Below are 25,197 nucleotides of genomic sequence, written 5' to 3' on the forward strand. Positions count from 1 at the left end.
TGTTGCGATAAGCTCCTTTCTCTGTGCGCATATTGCGGATGGCCTTGGCTATCCGCTTTTTTTTGCCAGGCGCTCTCGCGACGGCCGCCAGCTGTACGACTACCCCCATGATTTTCAGGACCGCGGCACATGCATGAGCATCCCCTGCAACGTTTTTTCAAGACCCTGCGCGAGCGCCCGGTGTTTGCCTGGGAGCGCTACCAGATGCGCGATGTGCTGGTGATCGATCATCCACTGTGCCAGGCCGTGTTCAGTCGCCAGGGCGCACAGCTCCTGCACTTCCAGCCCACCGGGCAGAAACCCTGGCTCTGGTGCGCGGCGAAGTGGCCGCAGGTGGGGGCGATCCGTGGTGGGGTGCCGGTGTGCTGGCCTTGGTATGGTCGGCACCCGAGCGAGAATGCCTGGCCTTCCCATGGTTGGGCGCGCTTGCTGGACTGGAAGCTGCTGGGCAGCGACAGCGATGCAGACGGTGTGCGCCTGCATTGGCAATTGCAGCTGTGCGACTGGAAGGTCGAGCTGCATGCGCACCTGGGTCGGGACATGGACCTGCGCTTGAGCACCGAGCACCAGGACAGCGAACCCTGCCAGTTGAGCCAGGCTCTGCACGCCTACTGGCGTATTGGCGATGTTGGCGAGGTAGCGCTGTCTGGGCTCGATGGCGTCGAGGGCTACGATCATTTGAATCGCCAGGCCTGCCGGCAACAAGGCGAGTTGCGGGTCGACGGTGGCTGTCAGCGGGTATTCCAGCACGAGGGTGAGTTGCAGATCGAGGATCGTGCCTGGCAGCGTGCGCTGCGCATCGATACCGGCGAGGACGCCGATACCGTGGTCTGGCATCCCGGTACCCGGCCACTGCTGGGGGTGAGCTGGAGCGAGGTGTCGCGTTTCGTCTGTGTCGAGGCGGCTGCCGGCGGCACCGACAGCCTGCGCCTGGCGCCGGGGGAGCGGGCCCACTTGAGCCTGCAGGCGCGCGCGGTGGGGTAGGGCAAAGAGGCTCCCGCAGGTCGCGGGAGCCTGTGGTTTCAGTCGAGCTCGTCGCCTGCCGGGTAGCGGCTGGCGTTGAGGCTTTCCTTGATCTTGCGCAGGTGCGGCTGGAAGTCCACGCCACGACGCAGGGTCATGCCGGTGGCCAGGACATCGAGCACCGTGAGCTGGATGATCCGCGAGGTCATGGGCATGTAGATATCGGTGTCTTCCGGCAGTGGCAGGTGCACGCTCAGGCTGCATGCCTTGGCCAGCGGCGAGCCGGCGGCGGTGATGCCCAGCACCGAGGCGCCGTTCTCCCGAGCCTGGCGCGCGACCTCCACCAATTCGCGGGTGCGGCCGGTGTAGGAGATGATCACGAACAGGTCGCCGGTGTGCGCCACCGAGGCGAGCATGCGCTGCATCAGTACGTCGGGGTGGGCCGACACCGCCAGGTTGAAGCGGAAGAACTTGTGCTGGGCGTCCATGGCCACCGGAGCCGAGGCGCCGAGGCCGAAGAAGTGGATCTGTCGGGCCTGGATCATCATGTCCACGGCGCGGCTGACCTGCTGCGGGTCGATCTGCTGGCAGGCGCTGTCCAGCGAGGCGATGGCGCTGGCGAAGATCTTCTGGGTGTAGGCTGCCGGGTCATCGTCGGCTTCCACCGCACGGCTGACGTACGCCGCGCCGCTGGCCAGGCTCTGGGCCAGTTGCAGCTTGAGTTCCGGGTAGCCGCTGACGCCGAACGAACGGCAGAAGCGGTTGACCGTCGGTTCGCTGACCGATGCGGCCTGGGCCAGGGCGGCGATGCTGAAGCGGGTGGCCTGCTGCGGGTTGAGCAGGATGACTTCGGCGACTTTGCGTTCCGCCTTGTTCAATTCTTCAAGGCGGTTCTGGATCTGCTCCAGTAGATTTCGCACTCGGTCCATTCAGGTTTCCTAGATCGGCTAGACAGGTGAAACGGGGAAGCCGGGAGGCGGTCAATCCGGGAAGGGCGTTGGCGATCGTGGTGCCGCCGGGGTCCCGGGATTACGCTGCGTGCCGGGCTCGCCGCGCCTGCAATGCGAAGTTGAAAGGTGGCCTATCGTACTGGTGGCCCGGAGTGAGGACCACCTGGAATCGATATTTTGTGAGAATGTTGTGTTTATTACTACATTTTCCCTTGAGTGATACCTTGAAAAAAGGTATTTGTAGCTTAACTTGATAAAAGAACAAACATCATGCCTTCGATAACGGTTGAACCCTGCACCTTTGCCTTGTTCGGCGCGCTGGGCGATCTGGCGCTGCGTAAGCTGTTTCCTGCCTTGTACCAGCTCGATGCCGCCGGCCTCTTGCATGAGGACACACGGATCCTGGCCCTGGCCCGGGAGCCGGGCAGCGAGCAGGAGCACCTGGCCAATATCGAGGCTGAGTTGCACAAGTACGTCGGCGCCCATGACATCGACGCCGCCGTGTTGAAGGGGTTCCTGGCCCGCCTGAGCTACCTGCATGTGGATTTCCTCAAGGCCGAGGACTATGTGGCCCTGGCCGAGCGGGTTGGCAGCGAGCAGCGCCTGATCGCCTACTTCGCCACCCCGGCGGCGGTGTACGGGGCAATCTGCGAGAACCTGTCGCGGGTCGGACTCAACCAGCAGACCCGGGTGGTCCTGGAAAAACCCATCGGCTCGGACCTGGATTCCTCGCGCAAGGTCAACGATGCCGTGGCGCAGTTCTTCCCGGAGAACCGCATCTACCGGATCGACCACTACCTGGGCAAGGAAACGGTACAGAACCTGATTGCCCTGCGTTTCGCCAACAGCCTGTTCGAAACCCAGTGGAACCAGAACTACATCTCCCACGTGGAAATCACCGTGGCCGAGAAGGTCGGCATCGAAGGCCGCTGGGGCTATTTCGACAAGGCCGGCCAGTTGCGGGACATGATCCAGAACCACCTGCTGCAATTGCTCTGCCTGATCGCGATGGACCCGCCGGCCGACCTCTCGGCCGACAGCATCCGCGATGAGAAGGTCAAGGTGCTCAAGGCCTTGGCGCCCATCAGTCCCGAAGGCCTGACCACCCAGGTAGTGCGTGGCCAGTACATCGCCGGCCACAGCGAGGGCCAATCGGTACCTGGCTACCTGGAGGAAGAAAACTCCAACACCCAGAGCGATACCGAGACCTTCGTCGCGCTGCGTGTCGATATTCGCAACTGGCGTTGGGCCGGGGTGCCGTTCTACCTGCGCACCGGCAAGCGCATGCCGCAGAAACTGTCGCAGATCGTCATCCACTTCAAGGAACCCTCGCACTACATCTTCGCCCCCGAGCAGCGCCTGCAGATCAGCAACAAACTGATCATCCGCCTGCAACCGGACGAAGGCATCTCGTTGCGGGTGATGACCAAGGAGCAGGGCCTGGACAAGGGCATGCAATTACGCAGCGGCCCGTTGCAGCTGAATTTTTCCGATACCTATCGCAGCGCGCGGATTCCCGACGCTTACGAGCGGTTGTTGCTGGAAGTGATGCGCGGCAACCAGAACCTGTTTGTGCGCAAAGATGAAATCGAAGCCGCGTGGAAGTGGTGCGACCAGTTGATCGCCGGCTGGAAGAAGTCCGGCGATGCGCCCAAGCCCTATGCGGCCGGGTCCTGGGGGCCGATGAGTTCCATTGCACTGATCACGCGGGATGGGAGGTCATGGTATGGCGATATCTGATTTGCAATTGCCGGCGGGCGTGCGCGCCCACGAATTTCGCAGCTCGACCCTGCTGGCTGCGGGCCTGGCCTTGAAGGTCGCCGAACAACTGCGCGAGGCCATTGCCGCGCGGGGCCAGGCGAGCCTGGTGGTTTCCGGTGGCCGCAGCCCTGTGGCGTTCTTCCAGGCCCTGGTCAAGCAGGAGCTGGATTGGTCCAAGGTGCTGATCAGCCTGGCCGACGAGCGCTGGGTTCCGGTGGAGCATGCCGATAGCAATGCCGGCCTGCTCAAGCAGCACTTGCTGGTGGGACCGGTGGCCAAGGCGCGTTTCCTTGGCCTCTATAGCGCCGCGGCCAGCCTGGAAGAAGCCGCCCAGCAAGCCGACGAGGCCCTGGCGCAGTTGCCCGGGATCGACGTGCTGGTGCTGGGCATGGGCGATGACGGGCATACGGCCTCGCTGTTCCCCGGCAGCCCGAACCTGGCCGAGGCGCTCGAGCCCGCTGGCAGCCGGCGGTGCTGGCCGATGCTGGCGCCCACCGTGCCCCGCCAGCGCCTGAGCATGAGTCGGGCCCTGCTGGCGTCGGCCCGTAGCAGCCTGCTGTCGATTTCCGGTCAGTCCAAGCTGACCACCCTGGGTGCCGCACTGGCTGGCGACGTGGTCGCCGATATGCCGATTCGCGCCTTCCTGCAAACCCCGTTAGAGATTTACTGGTGCCCATGAGCCAAGGATCAGCCGCGATGACAAACCTCCCTCCGACCGTTTCCATGGCGGACAAAGTAGCCCTGCTCGACAGCCTCTGCGCCAAGGCGCGGATCCTGCCGGTGATCACCATCGCCCGTGAGCAGGACGTGCTGCCCCTGGCCGATGCCCTGGCCGCGGGTGGCCTGACGGCCCTGGAAGTCACCCTGCGTTCGCAGTTCGGCCTCAAGGCCATCCAGATCCTGCGTGAGCAGCGGCCGGAACTGGTGACTGGTGCCGGCACCGTGCTCGACCCGCAGATGCTGGCGGCGGCGGAGGCCGCGGGTTCGCAGTTCATCGTCACCCCGGGCATCACTCGCGAGCTGCTGCAAGCCAGCGTCGCCAGCCCGATCCCGCTGTTGCCGGGAATCAGCAACGCCTCGGGGATCATGGAGGGGTATGCCCTGGGTTATCGCCGCTTCAAACTGTTCCCGGCCGAGGTCAGCGGCGGTGTGGCGGCGATCAAGGCCCTGGGTGGTCCGTTCGGCGAGGTCAAGTTCTGCCCTACTGGCGGTGTCGGCCCGGCCAATATCAAGAGCTACATGGCGTTGAAGAACGTGATGTGCGTGGGCGGTAGCTGGATGCTCGATCCGCAGTGGATCAAGGACGGCGACTGGGCCCGTATCCAGGAGTGCACGGCACAGGCCCTGGCCCTGCTGGACTGAAGCTTCAATCCTATTCGTTGGTGTGTTCTACGGCTTTATGGTGCGCTTGGTCGGCGCACCTTTTTTTTGCCCGGAAAAAGTGCCGGCCTGAACTCCCCGGAACCGCTGACGCAAAGGGCTGGTAGCGGCCCTGTGGCAGCGGCTCCGGAAGGCCTCAGCTGGTGGCCAGCTCCTCGAGGGCGACGACCAGGCGCTGGATATGCTCCAGCGGCGTCACCAGGCCCGGGGTGATGCGGATACAGGGCCCGAAACCTGCGCCCTTGCGGATCACCGTGAACAGGTCGTAGTCGCGCAGCAGCCGGTCCACCAGGGCTTGTTGGTCCTGGTGGCCAGTGAAGCGCAGGGCGCTGATGGCGCAGCACAGGCGCGGGTCCGCTGGCGTCATCACCTCGATGCCCGGCAGTTGGCGCACGGCTTCGGTCCAGGTTTCGCGCAAGTAGTTCAGGCGCGCACCCTTGGCTGCCGCACCGCCCATGGCCCGGTGTTCCTCGAACACCAGCGGCAAGGTCATCAAGGCTGGAATGTTGGGTGTGCTGTAGGGCGTGCGGGCGCGGATGTCGTCCACTGGAAAGTGGAATTCGTCCATGTCGGGGTCGATGGCGTCCAGGCGCTCGGGATCGATGTAGAGAAAGCCCAGGCTCAATGGCGCGCCGATCCACTTGTGCAGGTTGAAACCGGCGAAGGCGATGCCCAGTTGCTGCAGGTCGAAATCGATCTGGCCCAGGGCATGGGCGCCGTCGAGGATGATATCGACCTGGTATTCCTTGGCCAGGGCAGCGATGGCCTGGACCGGCATCACCAGGCCGCTGCGGTGGGTGACGTGGGTCAGGGGTATCAACTTCAGGCGCGGATAACGCTCGAATGCATCCTTGTAGGTCGCTACAAGGCTGTCAAAACTGGCAGGGTGCTGATGCTGGATTTCTATCACCTCCACGCCGCGGTGGCGAGCCAGCCAGCGGATGGCGCTTTTCACCGTGTCGTACTCCAGGTCGCTGAGTAGCACCTGGTCCCCGGGTTGCAGGCGATTGTAGTTGCGGATCAGTGATTGCAAGGCGTCGGAGGCACAGCGGGTCAGGGCCACGGCGTTATCCGGGACTTCCAGCAAGTGCGCCAGCTGGTGGCGGATCTGCAAGGCTTCGACCTGCTCGAAGCGCTGGCGCACATGCACCGAATTGCTGCTGTTGACCCAGAGGATATTGCGTTGGTAGTCCTCGGCCACCTTGCGGGTCATGCGCCCGAAATAGCCGTTCTCGAGGTTGATCGGTCCGGACTCGAGGTCGAATTGCCGGGCAATGCCCCGCCAATGCTCTTCGTCGCGGGCCAGCGTAGTGACAGTCCTTGGCATGCTGGGCTCTTTATCGGTGATTGAGGTTAGGGGAAGGGGCAGCGATCAATGGCGGGGTTTGGGCTTGCCGTGCTTGGCACGTAGCGGATCGAGCAGATCGGACAGGCCGTTGTGGTCGATTTCCTGCATCAGCGCCAGCAGGCCGCCGAGTTCGCCCTTGGGAAAGCCTTCGCGGGCGAACCAGTTGAGATAGGGGCCGGGCAGGTCGGCGAGGATGCGTCCCTTGTACTTGCCGAAGGGCATTTCCCGGGTGACCAGCAGTTCAAGTGTTTCAGGGGTCATGGCGGCCACCGTGGTGTGCTACGAGAGTCTTGGAAAATACAGGCATTCTGCATGCAGGCCAAATGACAGATCATGCAAATAACGCGGATACAGATTTTTCCATTTAATCTAACTAATTGAATTTAAAGAAAAATATTTTATTTTAAAGTCTGGCATGGGCGCTGCAACGGTAAACGGCAGGAAGGTCGGCCACGGTCGATCCCATTCTCGTAACCTGCAAGGAACCTGAAAATGACTGACTTGAACAAAGAAGCGATTTCGGTACTCAACAGCCTGATCGAGACCAGCAAGGATGGCCAGGAGGGCTTCAAGACCTGTGCCGAGGACATCAAGCATCCGGAGCTTAAGGCCCTGTTCATCAAGCGTTCCACCGATTGCGCCGCCGCTGCGGCCGAGTTGCAGTCCGTGGTGCGTTCCATGGGCGGCGATCCGGAGACCTCCACCAGCGTCAGCGGCGACTTGCACCGGCGTTGGGTCGATCTCAAGTCCATGGTGACCGGCAAGGACGAGGAAGCCGTGCTCAACGAGGCCGAGCGGGGTGAAGACCATGCCCTGAAAGCCTACAAGGAAGCCCTGGAGAAAATCTCCAAGCACAACCTGGTGGGCATTCGTGACGTGGTGGAGCGTCAGTACCACGGTGCGCAACGCAACCATGACCAGGTCAAGGCCCTGCGGAACCAGGCTCGCGCCCGTTCTTAAGGCTAAAACCTGTCAAAAACGCCAGCCAGTCTGGCGTTTTTTTGTGTCTTGGATTTAGCGCTGGACGGGTTTTAGTTAGCTTGCTAATAATTGCCTCGCGCCCGTCCTGGGCGTTCCCGGCTATGTTTAATTCGTACCTCCAAGAGTCCTTGTCCGTGCCCATTACCTTGCAGGCCCTGCTTGCCCCGAGCCTCCCCGCGCTGCAGTTCGCGATCAAGACCCTGCTGGGTGGCGGGCTGGCGCTGTGGCTGGCGCTGCGCTGGGGCTTGGAGCAGCCCTCCTGGGCCCTGATGACCGCGTTCATCGTCGCCCAGCCGCTGTCCGGCATGGTCTTGCAGAAGGGCCTGGCGCGGCTGTTGGGAACCTTGGTCGGCACCATCATGTCGGTGTTGTTCATGGGCCTGTTCGCCCAGACTCCCTGGTTGTTCCTGCTGGCCCTGGCGCTGTGGCTGGGGCTGTGCACCGCCAGTTCCACCTTGTTGCGCAGCGCCTGGTCCTATTCCTTCGTGCTGGCCGGCTACACCGTGGCGATCATCGCCTTGCCGGCCATCAACCACCCGTTGAGCATCTTCGACCAGGCGGTGGCGCGCTGTACGGAAATCTCCCTGGGGATCATCTGTGCCACCGCCAGCAGCGCCCTGATCTGGCCGCTGCGGGTCGAGCGCCAGTTGGCGGAACAGGCCCGTGCCGCCTGGCAGAGCGGGATGCAGGCCGCCCGCTCGACCCTGGCCGGTGATGCCCTGGCGCGCAAGGGCTTGCTGGAGATCCTCGGGCGTATCGTGGCCGTGGATTCCCAGCGCGAGCACGCCTGGTTCGAAGGGCCTTCGGGGCGCCTGCGGGCCCGGGCCATCAGCGGCCTGAGCCAGAAGCTGCTGAAGTTGTTGCGTATCTCGCGTTCGGTACGGCGCCAGTGGAAGCAGCTGGATGCCGATGAGTCCCGGCAGTTGCAGCCATGGATGGATCAGTTGCAGCAGGCCCTGGCCACGACGGACAAAGCCGATTTGCAGGCGCTGCGTCCGCGCCTGCTGGATGCTTCCCATGATCCACACCTGAGCCCGGCCCAGGGTTTTTGCCTGGCGCGTTTCGCCCTGTTGCTCGACACCGCCCTGGCCGCGAACCAGGCCCTGGATGCGGTGCAGCAGGGGCGGGGAGCGGTGGAGCAACCGGCGAAGCTGACGCCCCACCGAGACCTGTCGTTGGCCCTGGTCTTCGGCGCTCGCAGTGCCCTGGCCTTCCTCACGGTGGCCAGTTTCTGGCTAGCCACCGCCTGGCCTGCAGCCTCCGGGGCAATGCTGCTGACCTGTGTGGTTTGCGGCTTGTTCGCCAGTCGGGAGAACGGCGCGCAGATCGGCATGAGTTTCATGCGCGGAATCTTCCTGGCGGTGCCTGCGGCCTTTTTCGTCGGGCAGATCCTGTTGCCCCAGTGGAGTGGTTTCCCGATGTTGGCCATGGCCATGGGCGTGCCGCTGTTCTTTGGCGCCCTGGGCATGGCCAAGCCGCAGATCGGTGCCACCGCCACTTCGTTCTGCCTGCATTTCATCGTGTTGATCTCGCCGATGAACCGCATGACTTTCGACGTGGCCAGCTTCATCAACAACGCCCAGGCCATGATGCTGGGGGTGGGGGCGGCAGTGCTGGCCTTTCATCTGTTGATCCTGCGAAATCCGGCCTGGCATGGCCGGCGCCTGCTGGCGGCGACCCTGAGTGACCTGGTGCGCCTGACCCGACGCAACCTGCGGGGGGCCGAAAGCTGGTTTGGCGGGCGTATGGCCGACCGCCTGTTGCAGTTGGCCAGGCACTACCCGGAGTTGCCCGAGCCGTCCCGCAGTCGCTGGGACGATGGCCTGCTGGGCCTGGATATCGGCGATGAGCTGATGCACTTGCGCTTGAGCCTGGCGGTGGCCCAGGTGCCGGCGAGCGTCGCCCAGCACAGGTATTTCGAAGACCTGCAGCGAACCCTGGAGCAAGGCCCGGCGGGTAGCCGCCAGGACGCCCTGGTGGAGCCCAGCGCCGCCTTGCTCGCAGCCCTGGAGCAGCAGCCACCCAGCGATGCACTGAAGCTGGCCAAGGGCGCGGTGCTGCAATTGCAAAACAGCTGGCGCAGTTGGTGCCGGCAGCAGGAGGAAAGTCATGGGGCTACGTGAGTGGTCGCTGGGTGGGGTGCTGCTCAGTCCGTTCCTGACCTACGTGGTGCTGGCGCTGGCGCTCACCGGTGCGCTGCGCCTGTTACTGCGGGTCTGCGGGCTGGGCCGCTGGATCTGGCACGAAGCGTTGTTCGATTGTGCGTTGTATGTCTGTGTGCTGGCGGCGGTGACGTTCGCCCTCGGACCTTTATAAGGAGTTGTCCATGCGTACACCGGTACGTGTCTTGTTTACCCTGTGCCTGGTGGCGTTGGCGGTCTTCGCCGGTTACCACCTGTGGCAGTACTACATGCTCACCCCCTGGACCCGAGATGCGCGAATCCGCGCCGACGTGGTGATCGTCGCCCCCGATGTTTCCGGCTGGGTGCGCGAGCTCAAGGTGGCGGACAACCAGCAGGTCAAGGCCGGCGAGCTGTTGTTGAGCATCGATCGCGATCGTTTCGAGGCGGCCCTGGAAAAGGCCCAGGCCGTGGTACAGACCCGCCAGCAGCAGCTCAGCCTGCGTGAGCACGAGGCCAGTCGGCGTGCGGCCCTGGGGCCCCAGGCCATCAGTGCCGAGCTGCGGGAAAATGCCCAGATCAACGCCGGTATTGCCCGCGGCGAACTGCGCCAGGCCCAGGCCGAGGCCAAGGTCGCTGAACTGAACCTGGCCCGCAGCCAGGTTCGCGCGCCACGGGATGGGCACATCACCAACCTGCGCCTGGCCGAAGGCAACTACGTCAACGCCGGGCAGTCGGTGATGGCCTTGGTGGATGACTCGACCTTTTATGTCCAGGCCTACTTCGAGGAAACCAAGCTGCCGCGGATCAAGGTCGGGGATCCGGTCAAGGTCTGGTTGATGAGTGCAGGCGATGCCTTGCAGGGCCATGTACAGAGCATCAGCCGGGGCATCACCGACCGCAATGCCACGCCCGATGGGCAGTTGCTGGCCGAGGTGGAGCCGACCTTCAACTGGGTGCGCCTGGCCCAGCGGATCCCGGTGCGGATCCAGCTCGACAAGGTGCCGCAAGGCATCAACCTGAGCGCCGGCATGACCGCCAGCGTCCAGGTCGAAGAGGGGAGCAAGTAGCGGGGCCGGCTATCGGCCCGGGGTCAGCCGATGGTGATGGCTGGCAGGGTTGGCAGGGTCACGGTCTGTTGCTTGCGCGGCGCGAGGATCTCGGCTTCGCCGTCGACCACCAGCTCATCACGTTGGTTGAACACGCGAGTGGCGATGCGCACGCGGAACTTGGGTAGTTTTTCCAGGATTTCCAGGCGCACGGTCAGGGTGTCGCCGATCTTCACAGGCTTCTGGAAGCTCATCTGCTGACCGATGTAGATGGTGCCCGGGCCGGGCAGCTCGCAAGCCACTGCCGCACTGATCAACGCGCCACTGAACATGCCGTGGGCGATGCGCTCCTTGAACATGGTGGCGGCGGCGAACTCGGGGTCCAGGTGCACCGGGTTGTGGTCGCCGGACATGGCGGCGAACAGCTGGATATCACGCTCCTCGACGGTCTTGCTGTACTGGGCGGTCTGGCCGACTTCCAGGGCGTCGTATGGGGTGTTGGTAACCTGGGTCATGTTGTGCAAATCCTCTGGCAGATAAATGAGCGTACTGGCCCGGCTTACTCCGATCGCGCCGGCCTGCGGTGTTGCAGTGCCTGTTCCAGCCAGGCCAGTACGTCCTGGGTCACTTGGTCACGATTGCTCTCGTTGAACAGTTCATGGCGCGCCTGCGGGTAGATATTCAGTTGCAGGCACTGGCTGCCGGCCTCGCGCAAGGCGCCGGCCAGATCCTTGAGACGCTTGCCATCGCTCACCGGATCACATTCGCCGCCCATGACCAGCAGCGGCAGGCCCGGATCGATCTGTGCCAGGTTGGGGATCTTGCTGATCTGCTGCAGTCCGCCGAGCAGGTCGATCCACAGCTGGTTGGTGCAGCGATAGCCGCATAGAGGGTCGCTGACGTACTTGTCGACTTCCACCGGGTCGCGGCTGAGCCAGTCGAAGGCTGTGCGGTTGGGCTTGAAGGCTTTGTTGAACGAGCCGAAGGACAGCCATTCGATCAGGGCGCTGCGGCCCTGTCGGCCTTGGCGCCAGCGCTCGAAACGGGCGATGAGGCTGGCGGCGCGGTACAGGGCCACCGGCTGGAAATTCGAGCCGCTGAGGATCGCCCCATGCAGGCTGGCGCTGTGGTGCTGCAGGTAGGCCTGGGCGATGTAGCTGCCCATGCTGTGCCCCAGCAACACGATGGGAGTGCCGGGGTACTGCTGGCCGATATGCTGGTTGAGGCTGGCCAGGTCGCCCACCACCTTGCTCCAGCCGCCGTGATCCGCGTAGTGGCCAAGCACCCCATGCTCGGCGGTACGCCCATGGCCACGCTGGTCCGGGGCACAGACACCATAACCCGCGTCGCACAGGGCCTGGGCCAGGCGGGCATAGCGACCACTGTGCTCGGCCATGCCATGGGACAGCAGGACAATCGCCTTGGGCGGGCTGGCGGGCATCCACTGGTTGACGAACAGCCGGTGGTGGTCACTCGTGGTCAACCAGAACATGTCGTGGGTCATGGCGATTCCTTTGCTCGAAGACGCTGCACTATATAGCCCATCGTTGCCGGCGCGTCCGATTCGGGCGCCTGTTGGAAGCAAGATTCACACAATTAATGACACACTTGCCCATATTTGCCTGAATCGCCATAGCTGCTAACGTCCGAAGAGCCCCGCCCTGGCAGCGTTGCAGAGGCGGCCAGGATCGTTCAGGCAAAATAAGAGGACAAGAATAATGCAACCTGATTTCTGGAATGATAAGCGCCCCGCCGGCGTCCCCAACGACATCGACCAGGGGGCCTACAAGTCGGTGATCGAGGTGTTTGAGCGTTCCTGCAAGAAATTTGCCGACCGCCCGGCCTTCAGCAACATGGGAGTGACCCTGACCTATGCCGAGCTGGAGCGCCACAGCGCGGCGTTCGCCGCCTACCTGCAGAGCCAGACCGACCTGGCTCCCGGGGATCGCATCGCGGTGCAGATGCCCAACGTCCTGCAATACCCGATCGCCGTGTTCGGTGCCCTGCGCGCCGGCCTGGTGGTGGTCAATACCAACCCGCTGTACACCGCGCGCGAGATGCGCCATCAGTTCAAGGACTCCGGAGCCCGGGCCCTGGTGTACCTGAACATGTTCGGGCAGAAGGTCCAGGAAGTGCTGGGCGACACCGATCTGCAGTACTTGATCGAGGCCCGCATGGGTGACCTGATGCCCACCGCCAAGGGCTGGCTGGTCAACATGGTGGTGGACAAGGTCAAGAAGATGGTGCCGGCCTACCACCTGCCCCAGGCCATCTCCTTCAAGAGCGCCCTGCGCCTGGGGCGTGGCCAGGGCATCAAGCCGCTGGCGATAGGTCTCGACGATATCGCCGTGCTGCAATACACCGGCGGCACCACCGGCCTGGCCAAGGGCGCGATGCTGACCCACGGCAACCTGGTGGCCAACATGCAGCAAGCCCGTGCCTGTCTTGGCCAGCACGGCCCCGATGGCAACACCCAGTGGCGTGAGGGCCAGGAGGTGATGGTGGCGCCGCTGCCGCTGTACCACATCTATGCCTTCACCGCGAACTGCATGTGCATGATGGTCACCGGCAACCACAACGTGCTGATCACCAATCCGCGGGATATCGGTGGCTTCATCAAGGAGTTGAAGAACTGGCGGTTCTCGGCATTCCTGGGCCTCAACACGCTGTTCGTGGCGCTGATGGACCACCCGGAATTCAAGAACCTGGATTTCTCCAACCTCAAGCTGACCAACTCCGGCGGTACGGCGCTGGTCAAGGCCACGGCCGAGCGCTGGCAGAAACTCACTGGATGCCGCATCACCGAAGGCTATGGCTTGACCGAGACGTCGCCGGTGGCCTGTACCAACCCCTATGGCGACAGTTCACGGCTGGGCACCGTCGGCCTGCCGGTACCGGGCACCCTGGTCAAGGTCATCGATGACCAGGGCGTCGAGTTGCCGCTGGGCGAGCGTGGCGAGCTGTGCATCAAGGGGCCGCAGATCATGAAGGGCTACTGGCAGAAGCCCGAGGCCACGGCCGAGGTGCTGGATGCCGAGGGCTGGTTCCGTTCCGGGGATATCGCAGTGATCGATCCGGACGGTTTCGTGCGTATCGTCGACCGCAAGAAGGACATGATCATCGTCTCGGGTTTCAACGTGTACCCGAACGAAATCGAAGATGTGGTCATGGCCCACCCGAAGGTGGCCAACTGCGCGGTGATCGGGGTGCCGGACGAACGCTCCGGCGAGGCCGTGAAGCTATTCGTCGTGCCCCGGGAAACAGGGGTCAGCCTCGAAGAACTCAAGGCCTACTGCAAGGAGAATTTCACCGGCTACAAGGTGCCCAAGCACATCGTCCTGCGCGAGTCGCTGCCGATGACCCCGGTGGGCAAGATCCTGCGCCGCGAGCTGCGTGATATCGCCTGAATCCCGTCCGTTCGACCCTGCGCGGGCAAGCCGGTTGGTGCAACGGCTTGCCCGCGCTGCCTTGGCCGGGCGCAAAGCCGCGGGCCAGAGCGGAATCGGTGGATGTAGAATTTTTACTCTAAAAGTGACCATTGAATGGTCTTGAGTCACATTAGTGACTAATCAGGCCTTCTTTGGCTCTAGGCGGCCTTTTCCAAAGCTGCTACTCTCGGCGCGCTTTGTGACTTCTCGGCCTAGTAAAAAGCCAGACTCACCACAAAAAAGACACCAATAAAAACACACACCCAATAAAAATCGCATCGAATGCGGTGATGAATTCGCGTTGCTGAGGAGTGGGCTTCCATGATCGAAGACTTTTGGAAGGATAAGTACCCAGCTGGGATTGCTGCCGATATCAATCCAGACGAGTATCCGAATATTCAGGCGGTGTTGAAGCAGTCCTGCCAACGTTTCGCTGACAAACCGGCCTTTAGCAACCTCGGCAAGACAATCACCTACGGTGAGCTGTACGAGCTGTCCGGGGCTTTTGCCGCGTACCTGCAACAGCATACCGATTTGCAGCCTGGCGATCGAATCGCCTTGCAACTGCCCAACCTGCTGCAGTACCCGATCGCGGTATTCGGTGCGATCCGCGCCGGCCTGGTGGTGGTCAATACCAACCCGCTGTACACCGCACGGGAAATGGAACACCAGTTCAACGACTCCGGGGCCAAGGCCCTGGTCTGCCTGGCCAACATGGCCCACCTGGCAGAGAGCGTGGTGCCCAAGACCGGGGTCAAGCACGTGATCATCACCGAGGTGGCCGACCTGCTGCCGCCGCTCAAGCGCCTGGTGATCAACAGCGTCGTCAAGTACGTGAAGAAGATGGTGCCGGCCTATCACCTGCCCCAGGCCATCAAGTTCAATGACGTGCTGCGCAAGGGCCAGGGCCAGCCGGTTCGCGAGGCCAGCCCGGCCAGTTCCGACGTGGCGGTGTTGCAGTACACCGGTGGTACCACCGGCGTGGCCAAGGGCGCGATGCTGACCCACCGCAACCTGGTGGCCAACATGCTGCAATGCAAGGCCCTGATGGGCTCGAACCTCAACGAAGGTTGCGAGATCCTCATCACGCCGCTGCCGCTGTACCACATCTATGCGTTCACCTTCCATTGCATGGCCATCATGCTGATGGGCAACCACAACATCCTGATCACCAACCCGCGCGACCTGCCGGCGATGGTCAAGGAACTGTCGAAGTGGAAGTTCAGCGGTTTCGTCGGCCTCAACACCTTGTTCGTCGCCCTGTGCAACAGCGAGGCGTTCCGCAAGCTGGACTTCTCCGCGCTGAAGGTCACCCTGTCCGGCGGCATGGCCCTGCAATTGGCCGCGGCCGAGCGCTGGAAGTCGGTGACCAACTGCCCGATCTGCGAAGGCTACGGGATGACCGAAACCAGCCCCGTGGCCACGGTCAACCCGATCCAGAACATCCAGATCGGCACCATCGGCATCCCGGTGCCGTCGACCCTGTGCCGCGTGGTCAACGATGCTGGCGAGGAACTGCCCCTGGGTGAAGTCGGCGAGCTGTGCGTGAAGGGCCCGCAAGTGATGAAGGGCTACTGGCAGCGCCAGGACGCCACTGACGAAGTCCTCAACAGCGAAGGCTGGCTGAAGACCGGTGACATCGCCCTGATCCAGCCCGACGGCTACATCCGTATCGTCGATCGCAAGAAGGACATGATCCTGGTCTCGGGTTTCAACGTGTATCCCAACGAACTGGAAGATGTGCTGGCCTCGTTGCCGGGCGTCCTGCAGTGTGCGGCGATCGGCGTGCCGGACGAGAAGTCCGGCGAGACCATCAAGATCTTCATCGTCGCCAAGCCGGGGGTAACCCTGACCAAGGAACAGGTGATGACCCACATGCGCGCCAACGTCACCGGCTACAAGGTGCCCAAGGCTGTGGAGTTCCGCGATGCCCTGCCGACCACCAACGTCGGCAAGATCCTGCGCCGCGAGCTGCGTGACGAAGAACTGAAGAAGCTCGGCGTGAAGAAGTAAGCCGTAGCGCCCATGAAAAAGCCCCGCCAGTGCGGGGCTTTTTCATGCCGGCCAATTACTGCTGGAACTGGGCGAAACCCACGCCGGTACCGGCAGGGCGTACATCTTTGAGGAAGGAGTCCTTGTCGGCGCTCAGCTCCAGGCTCAGGGCCGCCTTGCGCTTGCCTTCGTTACGCACTTCCAGGCCTTCGCGTTTCTTGCGCAGGAAGCTGGTCGGCACCTTCAGATGGATCAACTGGTCGGTGCTTGGGGTGTACAGCAGCAGGTGCAGCCATTCTTGCTGGCCGACCGCCAGGCGGGCGAGCAGAATGTCGAACCACCAGATATTGCGGTTGCGGTTGAGCTCCGCGAACTGGCAATTGTCGACGTCCAGCACCGCGCGGCCCAGTTCCTGGTTTCTACGGGCGATGGCCTGCTTTTTATCGAATTTCATAAGCTTCCTACGCAAATGGGATCTTCAGGGCTTGGCCTGAACGGCCGCGCATTCTCCAGGGTTGCCCGGCAAACATAAAGCGCAACTGCGGATCGGCGATCGAAGGCTGGAGCAAAATAATTGAAACTCTGCGCAACGGCCGCAGGTCAACCCAGGGTAGCAACGCATTTCCCTTTTTGTTCGAACCACCATCGTCTCACGGAGAAATACCATGGGTAGCACAGCGGATAAGGCAAAAGGTCTGGTCAATGAAGCCGTCGGCAACGTCAAGCAAGGTGTTGGCAAGGCGACCGACAACACCAAGTTGCAGGCCGAGGGCAAGATCCAGGAAAAGAAAGGCGAAGCCCAGCAGGCTCTTGGCAAGGCCAAGGACGCGGTGAAGAAGACGATCGACAAGGCCTGACACGGCATGCTCGAGAGCAGTCCCGGCGGCCATCCTCGGATGGCCGTTTTCATGTCCGCGATAGCCGTGATCCGGCATCCACCGTGGTTGTGGTTCGCCAACTAGGCTAATTTATTGTAGAAAACGCCCCCTGAGTCGCCAGCGACTTCAACCTTTTTGCGGCGAAAGGAGACGCTATGATTTTCCCGGACCTCAAAGGCCTGCCCTTGCATCGGGTGCTGATCCGCACGGTCAACGAATTCATCGCGGACGAGATGTCCACCTATGCCTCGGCCCTGGCCTACCAGATGCTGTTCTCGCTGTTTCCCTTCATCCTTTTCCTCATCGCCCTGATCGGTTTCCTGCACCTGCCGGACTTCTTTTCCTGGCTGCGCTTGCAGGCCGAGCTGGTGCTGCCCCGCGAAGCCCTGGAGCAGGTGAACCCGGTGATCGACCAATTGCAGCAGTCCAAGGGTGGCCTGTTGTCGGTGGGTATCGTCATCGCCCTGTGGACCGCCTCGGCGGGCGTGCGGCTGATGATGAGCGCGATGAATGCCGCCTACGACGTGGTGGAGGGGCGGCCGATCTGGAAGCGCTTCCCGCTGTCGATCTTCTACACCGTCGGCATCGCCGGCATGCTCCTGGCGGCTGCGGCGCTGATGGTCCTGGGGCCGCAGGTGATGGCCTGGCTGGCAGGGCAGGTGGGCCTGGAGGATTTCATCGTCACCTTGTGGACCATCCTGCGCTGGCCGGTGATCGTGCTGCTGATGATGGTGGCGGTGGCCTTGATGTACTACGTGATGCCCGATGTGAAGCAGAAATTCCGCTTCATCACCCCAGGTTCGGTGCTGGCGGTGGTGGTGTGGATCATCGCTTCCCTGGGGTTCGCCTACTATGTGAAAACCTTCGCTAACTACAATGCGATGTATGGCAGTATCGGCGCGATCATCGTCCTGCTCCTGTACTTCTACATCTCTTCGGCGGTGTTGTTGCTGGGGGCGGAAATGAATGCGGTGATCGAACACATGTCGGCCGAAGGCAAGGACCCTGGTGCAAAGGACTTTGACGAGCCCGGCGACAAACAACACGTTTCGGGACTGGGCCGCGATCACTCGCTCCAGCCGAGCACTGACGAAGCCTGAACATGATCCGTGAAATCCTCAAGATGGGCGATGAGCGCCTGCTGCGCATCGCTCCCCCGGTACCGCCCGAGATGTTCGACAGCCCGCAACTCTGGGAGCTGATCGACGATATGTTCCAGACCATGGAAAGCGTCGGTGGCGTGGGGCTGGCGGCGCCGCAGATCGGCGTCGACCTGCAGCTGGTGATCTTCGGTTTCGAGCACAGCGAGCGTTACCCGGACGCCGAGGCGGTGCCGCAGACCATCCTCATCAACCCTTTGATCACCCCCTTGAACCCGGAACTGGAAGAGGGTTGGGAGGGCTGTCTCTCGGTACCTGGCATGCGTGGCGTGGTCCAGCGTCACCGGAATATCCGCTACGAAGGCTTCGATCCCAGGGGCGAGCCCATCGTCCGCGTGGCCTCGGGTTTCCATGCCCGGGTGGTGCAGCATGAATGCGACCACTTGATCGGCCGCCTGTACCCATCGCGTATCAGCGATTTTCGCAAGTTCGGGTTCACCGAGGTGCTGTTTCCCGACCTCGATCCCCAGGCCGACGACTGACTGCGGGGTTCAACCCCGGGCCATGGCCAGCAGCGGTTTGCTGCGCTGGTAGCGCAGCAGCCGTTCGGCCAGGGGGTGCGGCAGTTGGAGAGCGGCGACAAATCCCAGGCGTTGGTACCAGGGGACAAGGTCCGGGTGGCAGAACAGCCAGACCGGGCCTTCGAGCGAACCTAGCGCGCCTTCCAGCAAACGCCCGGCCAAACCCTGGCCGCGTTGGGGCGGGGCAACGAACAACCCCGTCAACCAATGTCCCTGGGCCACCGGGCTCAGGCTCATTCCCGCCAGAATCTCGCCATCGCGCAACACCCACAGCTGGCCATCGGCCGAAGCGCGCATGGATGATCGATGCTGGCGATAGAACTTGTTCAGCAAGGGCCGCGAGGCCTCGGCAAGCTGGCTGATGCGGTAGCTGGGCATGGGCACGGCGGGTGGTGGAGGAGCGCGGATTATAAGGAAATCCCGGGCCGATCACAGGTGGCTCGTACCAGCGTGATCGATCCGGGAGGCGGCACCGGTTCGGTACCGCTCAAAGGTCAGCGGTCGGCTCAGGCCAGTTCGATTTCCAGCGCCGCGCGCACGGCCGGGCGTTGTTCGACACGGGCCTGGAATTTCACCAGGGCTGGCCACGCCGCCAGGTCGATATCGAACAGCGCAGTCCAGCGCAGCACGGTGAACAGGTAGGCATCGGCGACTCCGAACTGGGCGCCTTGCAGGTAATCCTGGCGTTCCAGTTGCTTGTCCACGAAGGCCAGGCGCTTGGCCAATTTCTGGCGGAAAATTTCCCGGGCCTTGTCCCCGAAATCGGGGTTGAACAGCCAGTTGAGGATGCCGTGGACTTCAGTGGTGATGAAGTTCAGGGTCTCTTGCAGGCGGACCCGCTGCCAGGTGCCATTGGCTGCGGCGAGGCCGGCCTCGGGCTTGAGGTCGGCAAGGTATTGCAGGACTGCGGGGCCCTCGGTCAGCAGCTCGCCGTTGTCCAGCTGCAGCGCCACCACATAGCCCTTGGGGTTGATGCTGTAGAAGTCCTGGCCGTCCGCGGTGCGTTTGGTGTGGACGTCGACGCGGACCAGTTCGAACGGCAATTGCAGTTCCCGCAGGATGATGTGGGAGGCCAGGGAGCAGGCTTGGGGAGCGTAGTAGAGTTTCATGGGCAATTCCCTTTGAGGTGAAGGTGGAGCCAGTGTGGAGGACACCGGCAACATGGGTAAAATTACTCTTTCAGAAATACTCCATAAGGATAGCTACTGTCATGATGAACTTGATGCACTGGCGGTTGTTGGTGGCCATTGCCGAGTACGGCACCATCACCCGCGCCGCCGGGCAAGTGGGCATGACGCAATCCGGCGCCAGCCAGGCCCTGGCGCAGATGGAGGACATGCTTGGCGTGCGCTTGTTCGTCCGCGACCACCGTCGGGTACTGCCCACGGCGATCGGCCTGCAAGTGCTGGAGCAGGCACGAGCGATGCTTGGCTCCCTGGCGCAGATTCGCCAGCTGGTGGACACCGCCCGCGGCATCCCCCGGGGCAGCTTGCGGCTGGCGGGGTTTCCGGTGGTGATGGCGACCTTCATGCCGCCGTTGCTGCAGCGCTTCAACCAGCTCTACCCGGGGATCGAGGTGGTGCAACTGGAGGTCAGCGACGACGAAGTGGATGCCTTGCTCGACGCGCAGTTGGTGGACCTGGGCGTGGTGCTGAACCCGGAGCCCGAGCGTCGCTCGTGGTTGCTGGGCCGCGACTCCTGGGTCGCAGTACTGCCCGAGGATCATGCCTGGCGCGGGTCCAGCATCGACCTGGCGAGCCTTGTGGCCCAGCCCTTCGTCCTGGCCACGGGCGGCTGCTCGGTGAATGCTCGCAGCCTGGCCGCCAAGGCGGGCCTGGCCTTGGCGGATGTACGGGTCGAGGTGCGCGAGTGGAACAGCGCCTTCAGCCTGGTGCGCGAACGGCTGGGAGTGACCCTGGTGCCCCGCAGCACCTTGCCCGAACAGCGCCAGGGACTGCGGGTAGTGCCCTTGGCCACTGCCCTGGAGCGTGAGTTCGCCCTGGTGCCGGCCACCGGCAGCGAGCCCAATGCGTTGGTGCGAGCCTTCCTCGACATTCTCGACGAGCGTTGACGGGCAGCCTCTTCAAGAGCAGTAAGCAGGCAATGTTCGTGTCTTGTTTGTTACATGATCGCTAATCAACTGCAATGCCGGGAAAGTTGCGCGAACAGCCTGACTAGTGGACTTGCATAGAGTCGACGGCTGTCTATGCTCAAGCGTGAAAATTCGTATCCGTCGGCCTTCGAATATCAGCTTCGCGATGTTCATGTCCATGTAGACGATGTTTGTTCGACTCTTTCCAGAACGCTGCGCCGGAGCTGCCGGTCACCGCAAGAGTGCCAGGCCAGAGGCGTCGCCGGCTCAGGAGCGTTCGCTCGGAGGGAGCCTGATGTCCTGTTAGGTCCGACCCGGCAATGGGTCATCGAGAAAAGGATGGCTTGATAAGAGTGTTGCAACATGGACTCTCCGATTAAACATCATTTATCACCTGACACTTCCTTGCGCATATGCAGGGAGCGCTTGCCATGTTTTATGAACGTTGTGGTGGATCAGTTGAAAGACTAGGAACTTCCGTCAATCAAAAGACAGCGTTGAAGGTGATACGACCATGTTTAACCTACATCACAAGGCTGACCTGCTGGAAATCGAGCGTTTCAACTGCGCCTTGAGCGAAGCCAACGGCAAGTTGGCGGCCATCAGTCGTTCCATGGCGATGATCGAGTTTTCCCCCGATGGAGTCATCCTCGACGCCAACGAGAACTTCTGCCAGGTCATGGGTTATTCCGTCGAGGAAATACGCGGCAAGCATCACCGGATTTTCTGCGAAGAAGAGTTCTACCGCAGCGAGGACTACAACAAGCTGTGGCGCGACCTGGCCCGGGGCGAACCGATCAGCGACACTTTCGTGCGGCTGAACAAGAAGGGCGAGGAGATCTGGCTCGAAGCCAGCTACATGCCGGTGTTCGACGCCAATCGCCAGGTGAGGAGCGTGATCAAGGTCGCCTCTGATATTTCCGACCGGATCCACCTGGAGCACGAGAACCAGAGCCTGCTCAACGCCATCGGTCGCTCCATGGCGATCATCGAGTTCAGCCCGGACGGCCGGATCATCACGGCCAACGACAACTTCCTCAAGACCATGCAGTACTCCCTCGCCGAGATCGTCGGCCAGCACCACAGCATGTTCTGCCACCGGGCCGAATCCGAGTCCGCCGAGTACAAGCAGTTCTGGGCCTCCCTGAACCGTGGCGAGTACCACTCCCATCGCTTCGAACGGGAGAACAAGTACGGCCAGACGGTGTTCCTCGAGGCCTCCTACAACCCGCTGTTCGATGCCAAGGGCCGGCTGTACAAGGTGGTCAAGTTCGCCAGCGACATCACCCAGCAGATGACCACCTTGCAGTCCGCCGCAGAATCGGCCCATAGCACTTCGGTACAGAACGACGCCTGCGCGCAGAAAGGTTCGGAGGTGGTGCAGCAGACGGTGGGGATCATCCAGCAGATCTCCCGCGATCTGAACGAAGCGGCGCTCAGTATCGATGCGGTGAGCAAGCAGTCGGAGATCATCGGCACCATCGTCCAGACCATCCGCGGGATCGCCGACCAGACCAACCTGCTGGCGCTCAATGCCGCCATCGAGGCTGCCCGGGCCGGAGAGCATGGGCGAGGTTTCGCGGTGGTGGCGGACGAGGTGCGCAGCCTGGCGGCCCGTACCAGCCAGGCGACGGTGGAGATCGTCGAGGTGGTGCGCAAGAACCACGACCTGTCCAAGAGCGCGGTCACCAGCATGCAATCGAGCCTGAGCCGCACCGGGCTGGGCGTCGAGCTGGCGAACGAGGCGGGGGAAGTGATCCTGGAGATCCAGCAGGGCTCGCGGCATGTGGTGGATGCCATCAGCCAGTTCAATACATCCCTGCAATTGCAGTAGCCGGCCAGGTACGAAAAAGGGTTCCCGATGGGAACCCTTGTTCATTATCCGACCTTGCGTTGCCAGTCTTTACAGCGACGCGAGGAACTTCTCTTCCAGCGGCTTCACGCTGTCCTTGGACTGCTGCTGTTCTTCCTTGGTCAGTTTCACCTTGTCTTGCATGCGCTGGGTGATTTCCTGGTTGATCGCCATCTGGCGCTCCGGCGGCAGGTTCTTCAGGTCTTCCTCGGTCAGCCCCAGCTCCTTGAGGATGTTGTCGCGCAGGCGCTGCTCGGGGCTTTTGCTCATGTAGTCCTTGAAATCGGACAGGGCATCGCTCTGGGTCGCGCTGTTGGCCTGTGGCGTATTGGCGGTCGGTGGCGTGGCTTGTTGCAGCAGGACGCGGGTCTTGGCGAAGGCGGCGTTGACGTTGTCGTCGACGTTGTTGACCTGCTGCTGGTTGGACTGGGTTGCCGGGACGGTCACCGATTGTTGCGCTTGTTGCAGCATGCCGCTGTACAACGCACTGGCGGCGGCCGTGGTCGGGTCCATGTCGGTGCGCGCAGTAGGCTGCACTGAAACGGATGTCTGGGCGTTAACGAACATGATCGAGAACCTGTGTAAGGGAACCAGGCCAAAAATTTAGCAAATTCCATGCCCACGATCAGGTCCTTGTAAATCAAGGGGTTGTGGCCGGGGGCAGGCCCGAGAAGGCAGAAAGCGGACAGTTCTTGCCGCTTCCTGGCAATAACCGGCTTGGCCGGCTTGCCAGGGTCGGGGACTGGCTCAATAGGTGATGGCGATGCCGAAGTCTTGCTGGAAGGCATCATCCACCGGTTCATAACCCAGGACACGCCGTGTTTCGCTCAGATCCAGGCGCTTGAAGCGGTTGTTGGAAATGCCATGGCCGATGAAGTGCCGGATTCCTGGCGTTTGTACCGCGCGCTGCAGCAGTTGTACGGCATCCCGTGGGCTGAGCCAGGCGCTGAGGTCGCGGGTGGTGGTCAGTTCATGCTGGTCGGGGAACTCAAAGGCACCGATGCGCAAGGCGATGCACGACAGTCCCTTGCCGGCATAGAACCCGCACAGCGCCTCGCCGTAGCACTTGCTCACGCCGTACAGGTTGGCCGGCATCACGGGCATGTTCGTGTCGATCTGCCGATCCACGGGGTAGCCTTCGATGGTCTGGGCACTGCTGGCGAACACCAGGCGCTGGCAGCCGGCGTTAGCTGCCGCCTCGAACAGGTAGGTGGTGGCGAGGATGTTGTTGGGGAGCAACTCGTCGAAGCCGGCCTGGGCATGGGGAATCCCGGCCAGGTGCACGATGACGTCGATGCCGGCCAGCAATTGCTCGATGGCCTGCGGGTCGTTCAGGTCCAGGCGCACGAAGCGGTGGGGAGCAGGAACCTCGAAGGTCGGTTCCAGCCGATCGGTGAGGGTGAAGCGGTAGCGCTCCAGGCTGCCCTGGAAAAATACCTTGCCTATCCGGCCGCAGGCGCCAGTCAGCAGTACGTTGAGTCTGTCCATGTCGTACTTCCAGTGATTGAGTGAGGCTGGGTCAAGGCGTGCCGTTGCGCCCGTGCAACAGGAAACCCGGGCGCTGGCTCAGGCGTTCGTAGTAGGCCGCCACGGCGGGGAAGTCCGGGTGCTCCATGGGAGTCATTCGCCAGCGATTGACCGACAGCCCGAGGACGATATCCGCCAGGCTGAAATCATCGCCGGCGGCATAGGCCTGGGTGCGGGCCAGTTGCTGTTCGAGGATCTGCATCTTGGCATTCCAGGCCAGCAGGCTGGCCCCCAGGCGCCGGCTGTCCTGGCAGTCGGGGTGTTGGCGCACCAGGCCCATGAATGCATAGCTCCAGGACGGGTTGAGCTCCGTGGCCTGCCAGTCCATCCATTGCTCCACCAGGGCCCTGGCCCGCGGAGCGATCGGCAGCAGGCCGCTGCCCGGATGCAGGTTGGCCAGGTAGCGGCAGATGCTGTTGGACTCCCACAGGACGCCGGCGTCGTCGATCAGCACCGGGACCTGGGCATTGGGATTGAGGGCAAGGAATTCAGGGGTGTGGGTGGAGCGAAAGCCGCTGCCCCAGTCTTCCTGTTGATAGGGCAAGCCAAGTTCCTCGCAGGTCCACAAGACTTTCCTGACGTTGATGGACGAGGCTTTACCGAGAATTCTGCAGGGGGTTCCCATGACGCTTCCTTGTTCTTGGTTCTGGCAGGTCCTGGGAATCTAACAGCGTCGCGCCGGCGCCGCGACGGGCAATTTACCCGGCGCAACGCTGGCGGTTTTCAGGCCGGGTCGGGCAGCGCCGAGGCGGGCAGGCCGAAGACCCGGTCGAACAACCAGTTGAAGGCGAAGGTGTAGCACGGGATGAACAGGATCAGCGCCAGGTCCAGCAGGAAGGCCTGTACCAGGCTGATGTCCATCCACCAGGCGATCAGCGGGATCAGGAACACGATCAGCGTCAGCTGGAAGCCCACGGCATGGGCGATGCGCCGCTTGACGGTCCGGGTCCGCGAGACCTGACGACTTTCCCAACGCTCGAACAGGCTGGTGTAGATGAAGTTCCAGGTCACGGCGATGCTGGTGATGATCACGGCCAGCGGGCCGGTACTGGTGGGCGAGGTGCCGGACAGCAGGGCCAGGCCCAGGGCCGAGAAGGTCATGCCGAATACTTCGAACAGCGAGACATAGACCAGTTTGCGTTTCACGCCTTGCATGGGAGTTCCTTGGTGAAAAAGGGGGGGAAGCCAGCCTGGA

At 62.5% G+C, this 25,197-nt stretch carries 26 protein-coding genes and 2 pseudogenes; 16 read left to right on the forward strand and 12 right to left on the reverse strand.

The window, feature by feature from the left end; genetic code table 11:
- The first annotated feature begins 129 nt into the window (after nt 1-129).
- Nucleotides 130-984 carry a D-hexose-6-phosphate mutarotase gene (locus tag GDH07_RS19440; protein ID WP_152898573.1) on the forward strand — a complete coding sequence of 285 codons (855 nt, stop codon included), beginning with the start codon at nt 130-132 and terminating at the stop codon, nt 982-984.
- A gap of 38 nt (nt 985-1,022) precedes the next feature.
- On the opposite strand, the gene hexR is transcribed toward GDH07_RS19440, so the two are convergent.
- Nucleotides 1,023-1,883 carry a DNA-binding transcriptional regulator HexR gene (hexR, locus tag GDH07_RS19445; protein ID WP_172681684.1) on the reverse strand — a complete coding sequence of 287 codons (861 nt, stop codon included), beginning with the start codon at nt 1,881-1,883 and terminating at the stop codon, nt 1,023-1,025.
- A gap of 300 nt (nt 1,884-2,183) precedes the next feature.
- Between hexR and zwf the strand changes: the two genes are divergently transcribed.
- Genes zwf through GDH07_RS19460 form a run of 3 tightly spaced genes read left to right on the forward strand, consistent with a single transcriptional unit; the run spans nt 2,184 to nt 5,036 of the window.
- Nucleotides 2,184-3,653, forward strand: a complete 1,470-nt coding sequence (gene zwf, locus GDH07_RS19450; protein ID WP_022640433.1) for a glucose-6-phosphate dehydrogenase — start codon at nt 2,184-2,186, stop codon at nt 3,651-3,653.
- On the forward strand, nt 3,640-4,353 hold the full coding sequence (gene pgl / locus GDH07_RS19455) for a 6-phosphogluconolactonase (RefSeq protein WP_031320362.1): 714 nt from the start codon (nt 3,640-3,642) through the stop codon (nt 4,351-4,353). The genes zwf and pgl overlap by 14 nt, the downstream gene beginning before the upstream one ends.
- 17 nt (nt 4,354-4,370) lie before the next feature.
- Nucleotides 4,371-5,036 carry a bifunctional 4-hydroxy-2-oxoglutarate aldolase/2-dehydro-3-deoxy-phosphogluconate aldolase gene (locus tag GDH07_RS19460; RefSeq protein ID WP_022640431.1) on the forward strand — a complete coding sequence of 222 codons (666 nt, stop codon included), beginning with the start codon at nt 4,371-4,373 and terminating at the stop codon, nt 5,034-5,036.
- Between the two features lie 154 nt (nt 5,037-5,190).
- On the opposite strand, the gene GDH07_RS19465 is transcribed toward GDH07_RS19460, so the two are convergent.
- Both GDH07_RS19465 and GDH07_RS19470 read right to left on the reverse strand, forming a co-directional pair.
- On the reverse strand, nt 5,191-6,381 hold the full coding sequence (locus GDH07_RS19465; protein WP_152898574.1) for an aminotransferase class V-fold PLP-dependent enzyme: 1,191 nt from the start codon (nt 6,379-6,381) through the stop codon (nt 5,191-5,193).
- Between the two features lie 45 nt (nt 6,382-6,426).
- Nucleotides 6,427-6,663 carry a DUF3820 family protein gene (locus tag GDH07_RS19470; protein WP_015636734.1) on the reverse strand — a complete coding sequence of 79 codons (237 nt, stop codon included), beginning with the start codon at nt 6,661-6,663 and terminating at the stop codon, nt 6,427-6,429.
- Nucleotides 6,664-6,894: 231 nt separating this feature from the next.
- On the opposite strand from GDH07_RS19470, the gene GDH07_RS19475 reads away from it, so the two are divergent.
- The 4 genes from GDH07_RS19475 to GDH07_RS19490 all read left to right on the forward strand — a co-directional run bounded on the left by GDH07_RS19475 (nt 6,895) and on the right by GDH07_RS19490 (nt 10,573).
- On the forward strand, nt 6,895-7,362 hold the full coding sequence (locus GDH07_RS19475) for a ferritin-like domain-containing protein (protein ID WP_022640429.1): 468 nt from the start codon (nt 6,895-6,897) through the stop codon (nt 7,360-7,362).
- Between the two features lie 155 nt (nt 7,363-7,517).
- The gene (locus tag GDH07_RS19480) at nt 7,518-9,506 is read left to right on the forward strand and encodes an FUSC family protein (protein WP_343038289.1); all 1,989 of its coding nucleotides are present in this window, start codon (nt 7,518-7,520) and stop codon (nt 9,504-9,506) included.
- Nucleotides 9,493-9,699 carry a DUF1656 domain-containing protein gene (locus tag GDH07_RS19485; RefSeq protein WP_022640427.1) on the forward strand — a complete coding sequence of 69 codons (207 nt, stop codon included), beginning with the start codon at nt 9,493-9,495 and terminating at the stop codon, nt 9,697-9,699. Before GDH07_RS19480 ends, GDH07_RS19485 begins: the two co-directional genes overlap by 14 nt.
- Nucleotides 9,700-9,709: 10 nt before the next feature.
- Nucleotides 9,710-10,573, forward strand: coding sequence for an efflux RND transporter periplasmic adaptor subunit (locus tag GDH07_RS19490; RefSeq protein WP_022640426.1), 864 nt, complete (start codon nt 9,710-9,712; stop codon nt 10,571-10,573).
- Between the two features lie 23 nt (nt 10,574-10,596).
- On the opposite strand, the gene GDH07_RS19495 is transcribed toward GDH07_RS19490, so the two are convergent.
- Both GDH07_RS19495 and GDH07_RS19500 read right to left on the reverse strand, forming a co-directional pair.
- Nucleotides 10,597-11,067, reverse strand: a complete 471-nt coding sequence (locus GDH07_RS19495; protein WP_152898577.1) for a MaoC family dehydratase — start codon at nt 11,065-11,067, stop codon at nt 10,597-10,599.
- Nucleotides 11,068-11,111: 44 nt separating this feature from the next.
- Nucleotides 11,112-12,056: an alpha/beta hydrolase gene (locus GDH07_RS19500; protein WP_152898578.1), complete on the reverse strand. Its 945-nt coding sequence runs from the start codon at nt 12,054-12,056 to the stop codon at nt 11,112-11,114.
- A gap of 214 nt (nt 12,057-12,270) precedes the next feature.
- On the opposite strand from GDH07_RS19500, the gene fadD2 reads away from it, so the two are divergent.
- Together fadD2 and fadD1 are read left to right on the forward strand one after the other, a co-directional pair.
- Nucleotides 12,271-13,959, forward strand: a complete 1,689-nt coding sequence (gene fadD2, locus GDH07_RS19505; RefSeq protein WP_022640423.1) for a long-chain-fatty-acid--CoA ligase FadD2 — start codon at nt 12,271-12,273, stop codon at nt 13,957-13,959.
- A 342-nt stretch (nt 13,960-14,301) separates the two neighbouring features.
- Entirely contained in the window at nt 14,302-15,993 is a 1,692-nt protein-coding gene (fadD1, locus tag GDH07_RS19510; RefSeq protein ID WP_022640422.1) for a long-chain-fatty-acid--CoA ligase FadD1, read from the forward strand.
- Between the two features lie 55 nt (nt 15,994-16,048).
- On the opposite strand, the gene GDH07_RS19515 is transcribed toward fadD1, so the two are convergent.
- Entirely contained in the window at nt 16,049-16,426 is a 378-nt protein-coding gene (locus tag GDH07_RS19515; protein WP_053137205.1) for a hypothetical protein, read from the reverse strand.
- Between the two features lie 211 nt (nt 16,427-16,637).
- Here GDH07_RS19515 and GDH07_RS19520 point away from each other — a divergent pair, with 211 nt between their 5' ends.
- From GDH07_RS19520 to def, 3 genes are all read left to right on the forward strand, one after another.
- Nucleotides 16,638-16,829, forward strand: a complete 192-nt coding sequence (locus tag GDH07_RS19520) for a CsbD family protein (RefSeq protein ID WP_022640420.1) — start codon at nt 16,638-16,640, stop codon at nt 16,827-16,829.
- A 176-nt stretch (nt 16,830-17,005) separates the two neighbouring features.
- Nucleotides 17,006-17,950, forward strand: a complete 945-nt coding sequence (locus GDH07_RS19525; RefSeq protein ID WP_022640419.1) for a YihY/virulence factor BrkB family protein — start codon at nt 17,006-17,008, stop codon at nt 17,948-17,950.
- Between the two features lie 2 nt (nt 17,951-17,952).
- Nucleotides 17,953-18,492: a peptide deformylase gene (gene def, locus GDH07_RS19530; RefSeq protein ID WP_152898579.1), complete on the forward strand. Its 540-nt coding sequence runs from the start codon at nt 17,953-17,955 to the stop codon at nt 18,490-18,492.
- A 9-nt stretch (nt 18,493-18,501) separates the two neighbouring features.
- Here the strand turns inward: def and GDH07_RS19535 are convergent, their stop codons facing one another.
- Together GDH07_RS19535 and gstA are read right to left on the reverse strand one after the other, a co-directional pair.
- On the reverse strand, nt 18,502-18,909 hold the full coding sequence (locus GDH07_RS19535) for a GNAT family N-acetyltransferase (protein WP_152898581.1): 408 nt from the start codon (nt 18,907-18,909) through the stop codon (nt 18,502-18,504).
- Between the two features lie 128 nt (nt 18,910-19,037).
- On the reverse strand, nt 19,038-19,640 hold the full coding sequence (gene gstA / locus GDH07_RS19540) for a glutathione transferase GstA (protein WP_085597332.1): 603 nt from the start codon (nt 19,638-19,640) through the stop codon (nt 19,038-19,040).
- A gap of 101 nt (nt 19,641-19,741) precedes the next feature.
- On the opposite strand from gstA, the gene GDH07_RS19545 reads away from it, so the two are divergent.
- From GDH07_RS19545 to GDH07_RS32920, 3 genes and pseudogenes are all read left to right on the forward strand, one after another.
- Entirely contained in the window at nt 19,742-20,602 is an 861-nt protein-coding gene (locus GDH07_RS19545) for a LysR family transcriptional regulator (RefSeq protein WP_022640414.1), read from the forward strand.
- Between the two features lie 640 nt (nt 20,603-21,242).
- Nucleotides 21,243-21,911 (forward strand): annotated as a pseudogene (locus GDH07_RS32915) (PAS domain-containing protein); the annotation flags it as partial.
- Between the two features lie 120 nt (nt 21,912-22,031).
- Nucleotides 22,032-22,457: pseudogene (locus GDH07_RS32920) on the forward strand (methyl-accepting chemotaxis protein); the annotation flags it as partial.
- A gap of 69 nt (nt 22,458-22,526) precedes the next feature.
- On the opposite strand, the gene GDH07_RS19555 reads toward GDH07_RS32920, so the two are convergent.
- The 4 genes from GDH07_RS19555 to GDH07_RS19570 form a co-directional block, all read right to left on the reverse strand.
- Nucleotides 22,527-23,042, reverse strand: a complete 516-nt coding sequence (locus tag GDH07_RS19555) for a hypothetical protein (RefSeq protein ID WP_152898582.1) — start codon at nt 23,040-23,042, stop codon at nt 22,527-22,529.
- 180 nt (nt 23,043-23,222) lie between these two features.
- On the reverse strand, nt 23,223-23,963 hold the full coding sequence (locus GDH07_RS19560; RefSeq protein WP_022640411.1) for an NAD-dependent epimerase/dehydratase family protein: 741 nt from the start codon (nt 23,961-23,963) through the stop codon (nt 23,223-23,225).
- 31 nt (nt 23,964-23,994) lie between these two features.
- A complete protein-coding gene (locus GDH07_RS19565; RefSeq protein WP_085597328.1) occupies nt 23,995-24,627 on the reverse strand; it encodes a glutathione S-transferase family protein in 633 nt (210 codons plus the stop codon).
- A 98-nt stretch (nt 24,628-24,725) separates the two neighbouring features.
- A complete protein-coding gene (locus tag GDH07_RS19570) occupies nt 24,726-25,157 on the reverse strand; it encodes a PACE efflux transporter (protein WP_022640409.1) in 432 nt (143 codons plus the stop codon).
- Between the last annotated feature and the right edge of the window lie 40 nt (nt 25,158-25,197).

Origin of the sequence: Pseudomonas piscis (assembly GCF_009380155.1) — a bacterium.
Lineage (GTDB): Bacteria > Pseudomonadota > Gammaproteobacteria > Pseudomonadales > Pseudomonadaceae > Aquipseudomonas > Aquipseudomonas piscis.

Coding starts and splice junctions, on each gene's coding strand:
- fadD1 (WP_022640422.1), top strand. CDS start 14,302: ATGATCGAAGACTTTTGGAAGGATAAGTACCCAGCTGGGATTGCTGCC.
- def (WP_152898579.1), top strand. CDS start 17,953: ATGATCCGTGAAATCCTCAAGATGGGCGATGAGCGCCTGCTGCGCATC.
- GDH07_RS19535 (WP_152898581.1), bottom strand. CDS start 18,909: ATGCCCAGCTACCGCATCAGCCAGCTTGCCGAGGCCTCGCGGCCCTTG.
- GDH07_RS19500 (WP_152898578.1), bottom strand. CDS start 12,056: ATGACCCACGACATGTTCTGGTTGACCACGAGTGACCACCACCGGCTG.
- pgl (WP_031320362.1), top strand. CDS start 3,640: ATGGCGATATCTGATTTGCAATTGCCGGCGGGCGTGCGCGCCCACGAA.
- GDH07_RS19520 (WP_022640420.1), top strand. CDS start 16,638: ATGGGTAGCACAGCGGATAAGGCAAAAGGTCTGGTCAATGAAGCCGTC.
- GDH07_RS19555 (WP_152898582.1), bottom strand. CDS start 23,042: ATGTTCGTTAACGCCCAGACATCCGTTTCAGTGCAGCCTACTGCGCGC.
- GDH07_RS19545 (WP_022640414.1), top strand. CDS start 19,742: ATGATGAACTTGATGCACTGGCGGTTGTTGGTGGCCATTGCCGAGTAC.
- GDH07_RS19515 (WP_053137205.1), bottom strand. CDS start 16,426: ATGAAATTCGATAAAAAGCAGGCCATCGCCCGTAGAAACCAGGAACTG.
- GDH07_RS19525 (WP_022640419.1), top strand. CDS start 17,006: ATGATTTTCCCGGACCTCAAAGGCCTGCCCTTGCATCGGGTGCTGATC.
- GDH07_RS19485 (WP_022640427.1), top strand. CDS start 9,493: ATGGGGCTACGTGAGTGGTCGCTGGGTGGGGTGCTGCTCAGTCCGTTC.
- GDH07_RS19560 (WP_022640411.1), bottom strand. CDS start 23,963: ATGGACAGACTCAACGTACTGCTGACTGGCGCCTGCGGCCGGATAGGC.
- GDH07_RS19570 (WP_022640409.1), bottom strand. CDS start 25,157: ATGCAAGGCGTGAAACGCAAACTGGTCTATGTCTCGCTGTTCGAAGTA.
- GDH07_RS19475 (WP_022640429.1), top strand. CDS start 6,895: ATGACTGACTTGAACAAAGAAGCGATTTCGGTACTCAACAGCCTGATC.
- fadD2 (WP_022640423.1), top strand. CDS start 12,271: ATGCAACCTGATTTCTGGAATGATAAGCGCCCCGCCGGCGTCCCCAAC.
- GDH07_RS19470 (WP_015636734.1), bottom strand. CDS start 6,663: ATGACCCCTGAAACACTTGAACTGCTGGTCACCCGGGAAATGCCCTTC.
- GDH07_RS19490 (WP_022640426.1), top strand. CDS start 9,710: ATGCGTACACCGGTACGTGTCTTGTTTACCCTGTGCCTGGTGGCGTTG.
- GDH07_RS19440 (WP_152898573.1), top strand. CDS start 130: ATGCATGAGCATCCCCTGCAACGTTTTTTCAAGACCCTGCGCGAGCGC.
- GDH07_RS19465 (WP_152898574.1), bottom strand. CDS start 6,381: ATGCCAAGGACTGTCACTACGCTGGCCCGCGACGAAGAGCATTGGCGG.
- GDH07_RS19565 (WP_085597328.1), bottom strand. CDS start 24,627: ATGGGAACCCCCTGCAGAATTCTCGGTAAAGCCTCGTCCATCAACGTC.
- GDH07_RS19460 (WP_022640431.1), top strand. CDS start 4,371: ATGACAAACCTCCCTCCGACCGTTTCCATGGCGGACAAAGTAGCCCTG.
- GDH07_RS19495 (WP_152898577.1), bottom strand. CDS start 11,067: ATGACCCAGGTTACCAACACCCCATACGACGCCCTGGAAGTCGGCCAG.
- zwf (WP_022640433.1), top strand. CDS start 2,184: ATGCCTTCGATAACGGTTGAACCCTGCACCTTTGCCTTGTTCGGCGCG.
- gstA (WP_085597332.1), bottom strand. CDS start 19,640: ATGAAACTCTACTACGCTCCCCAAGCCTGCTCCCTGGCCTCCCACATC.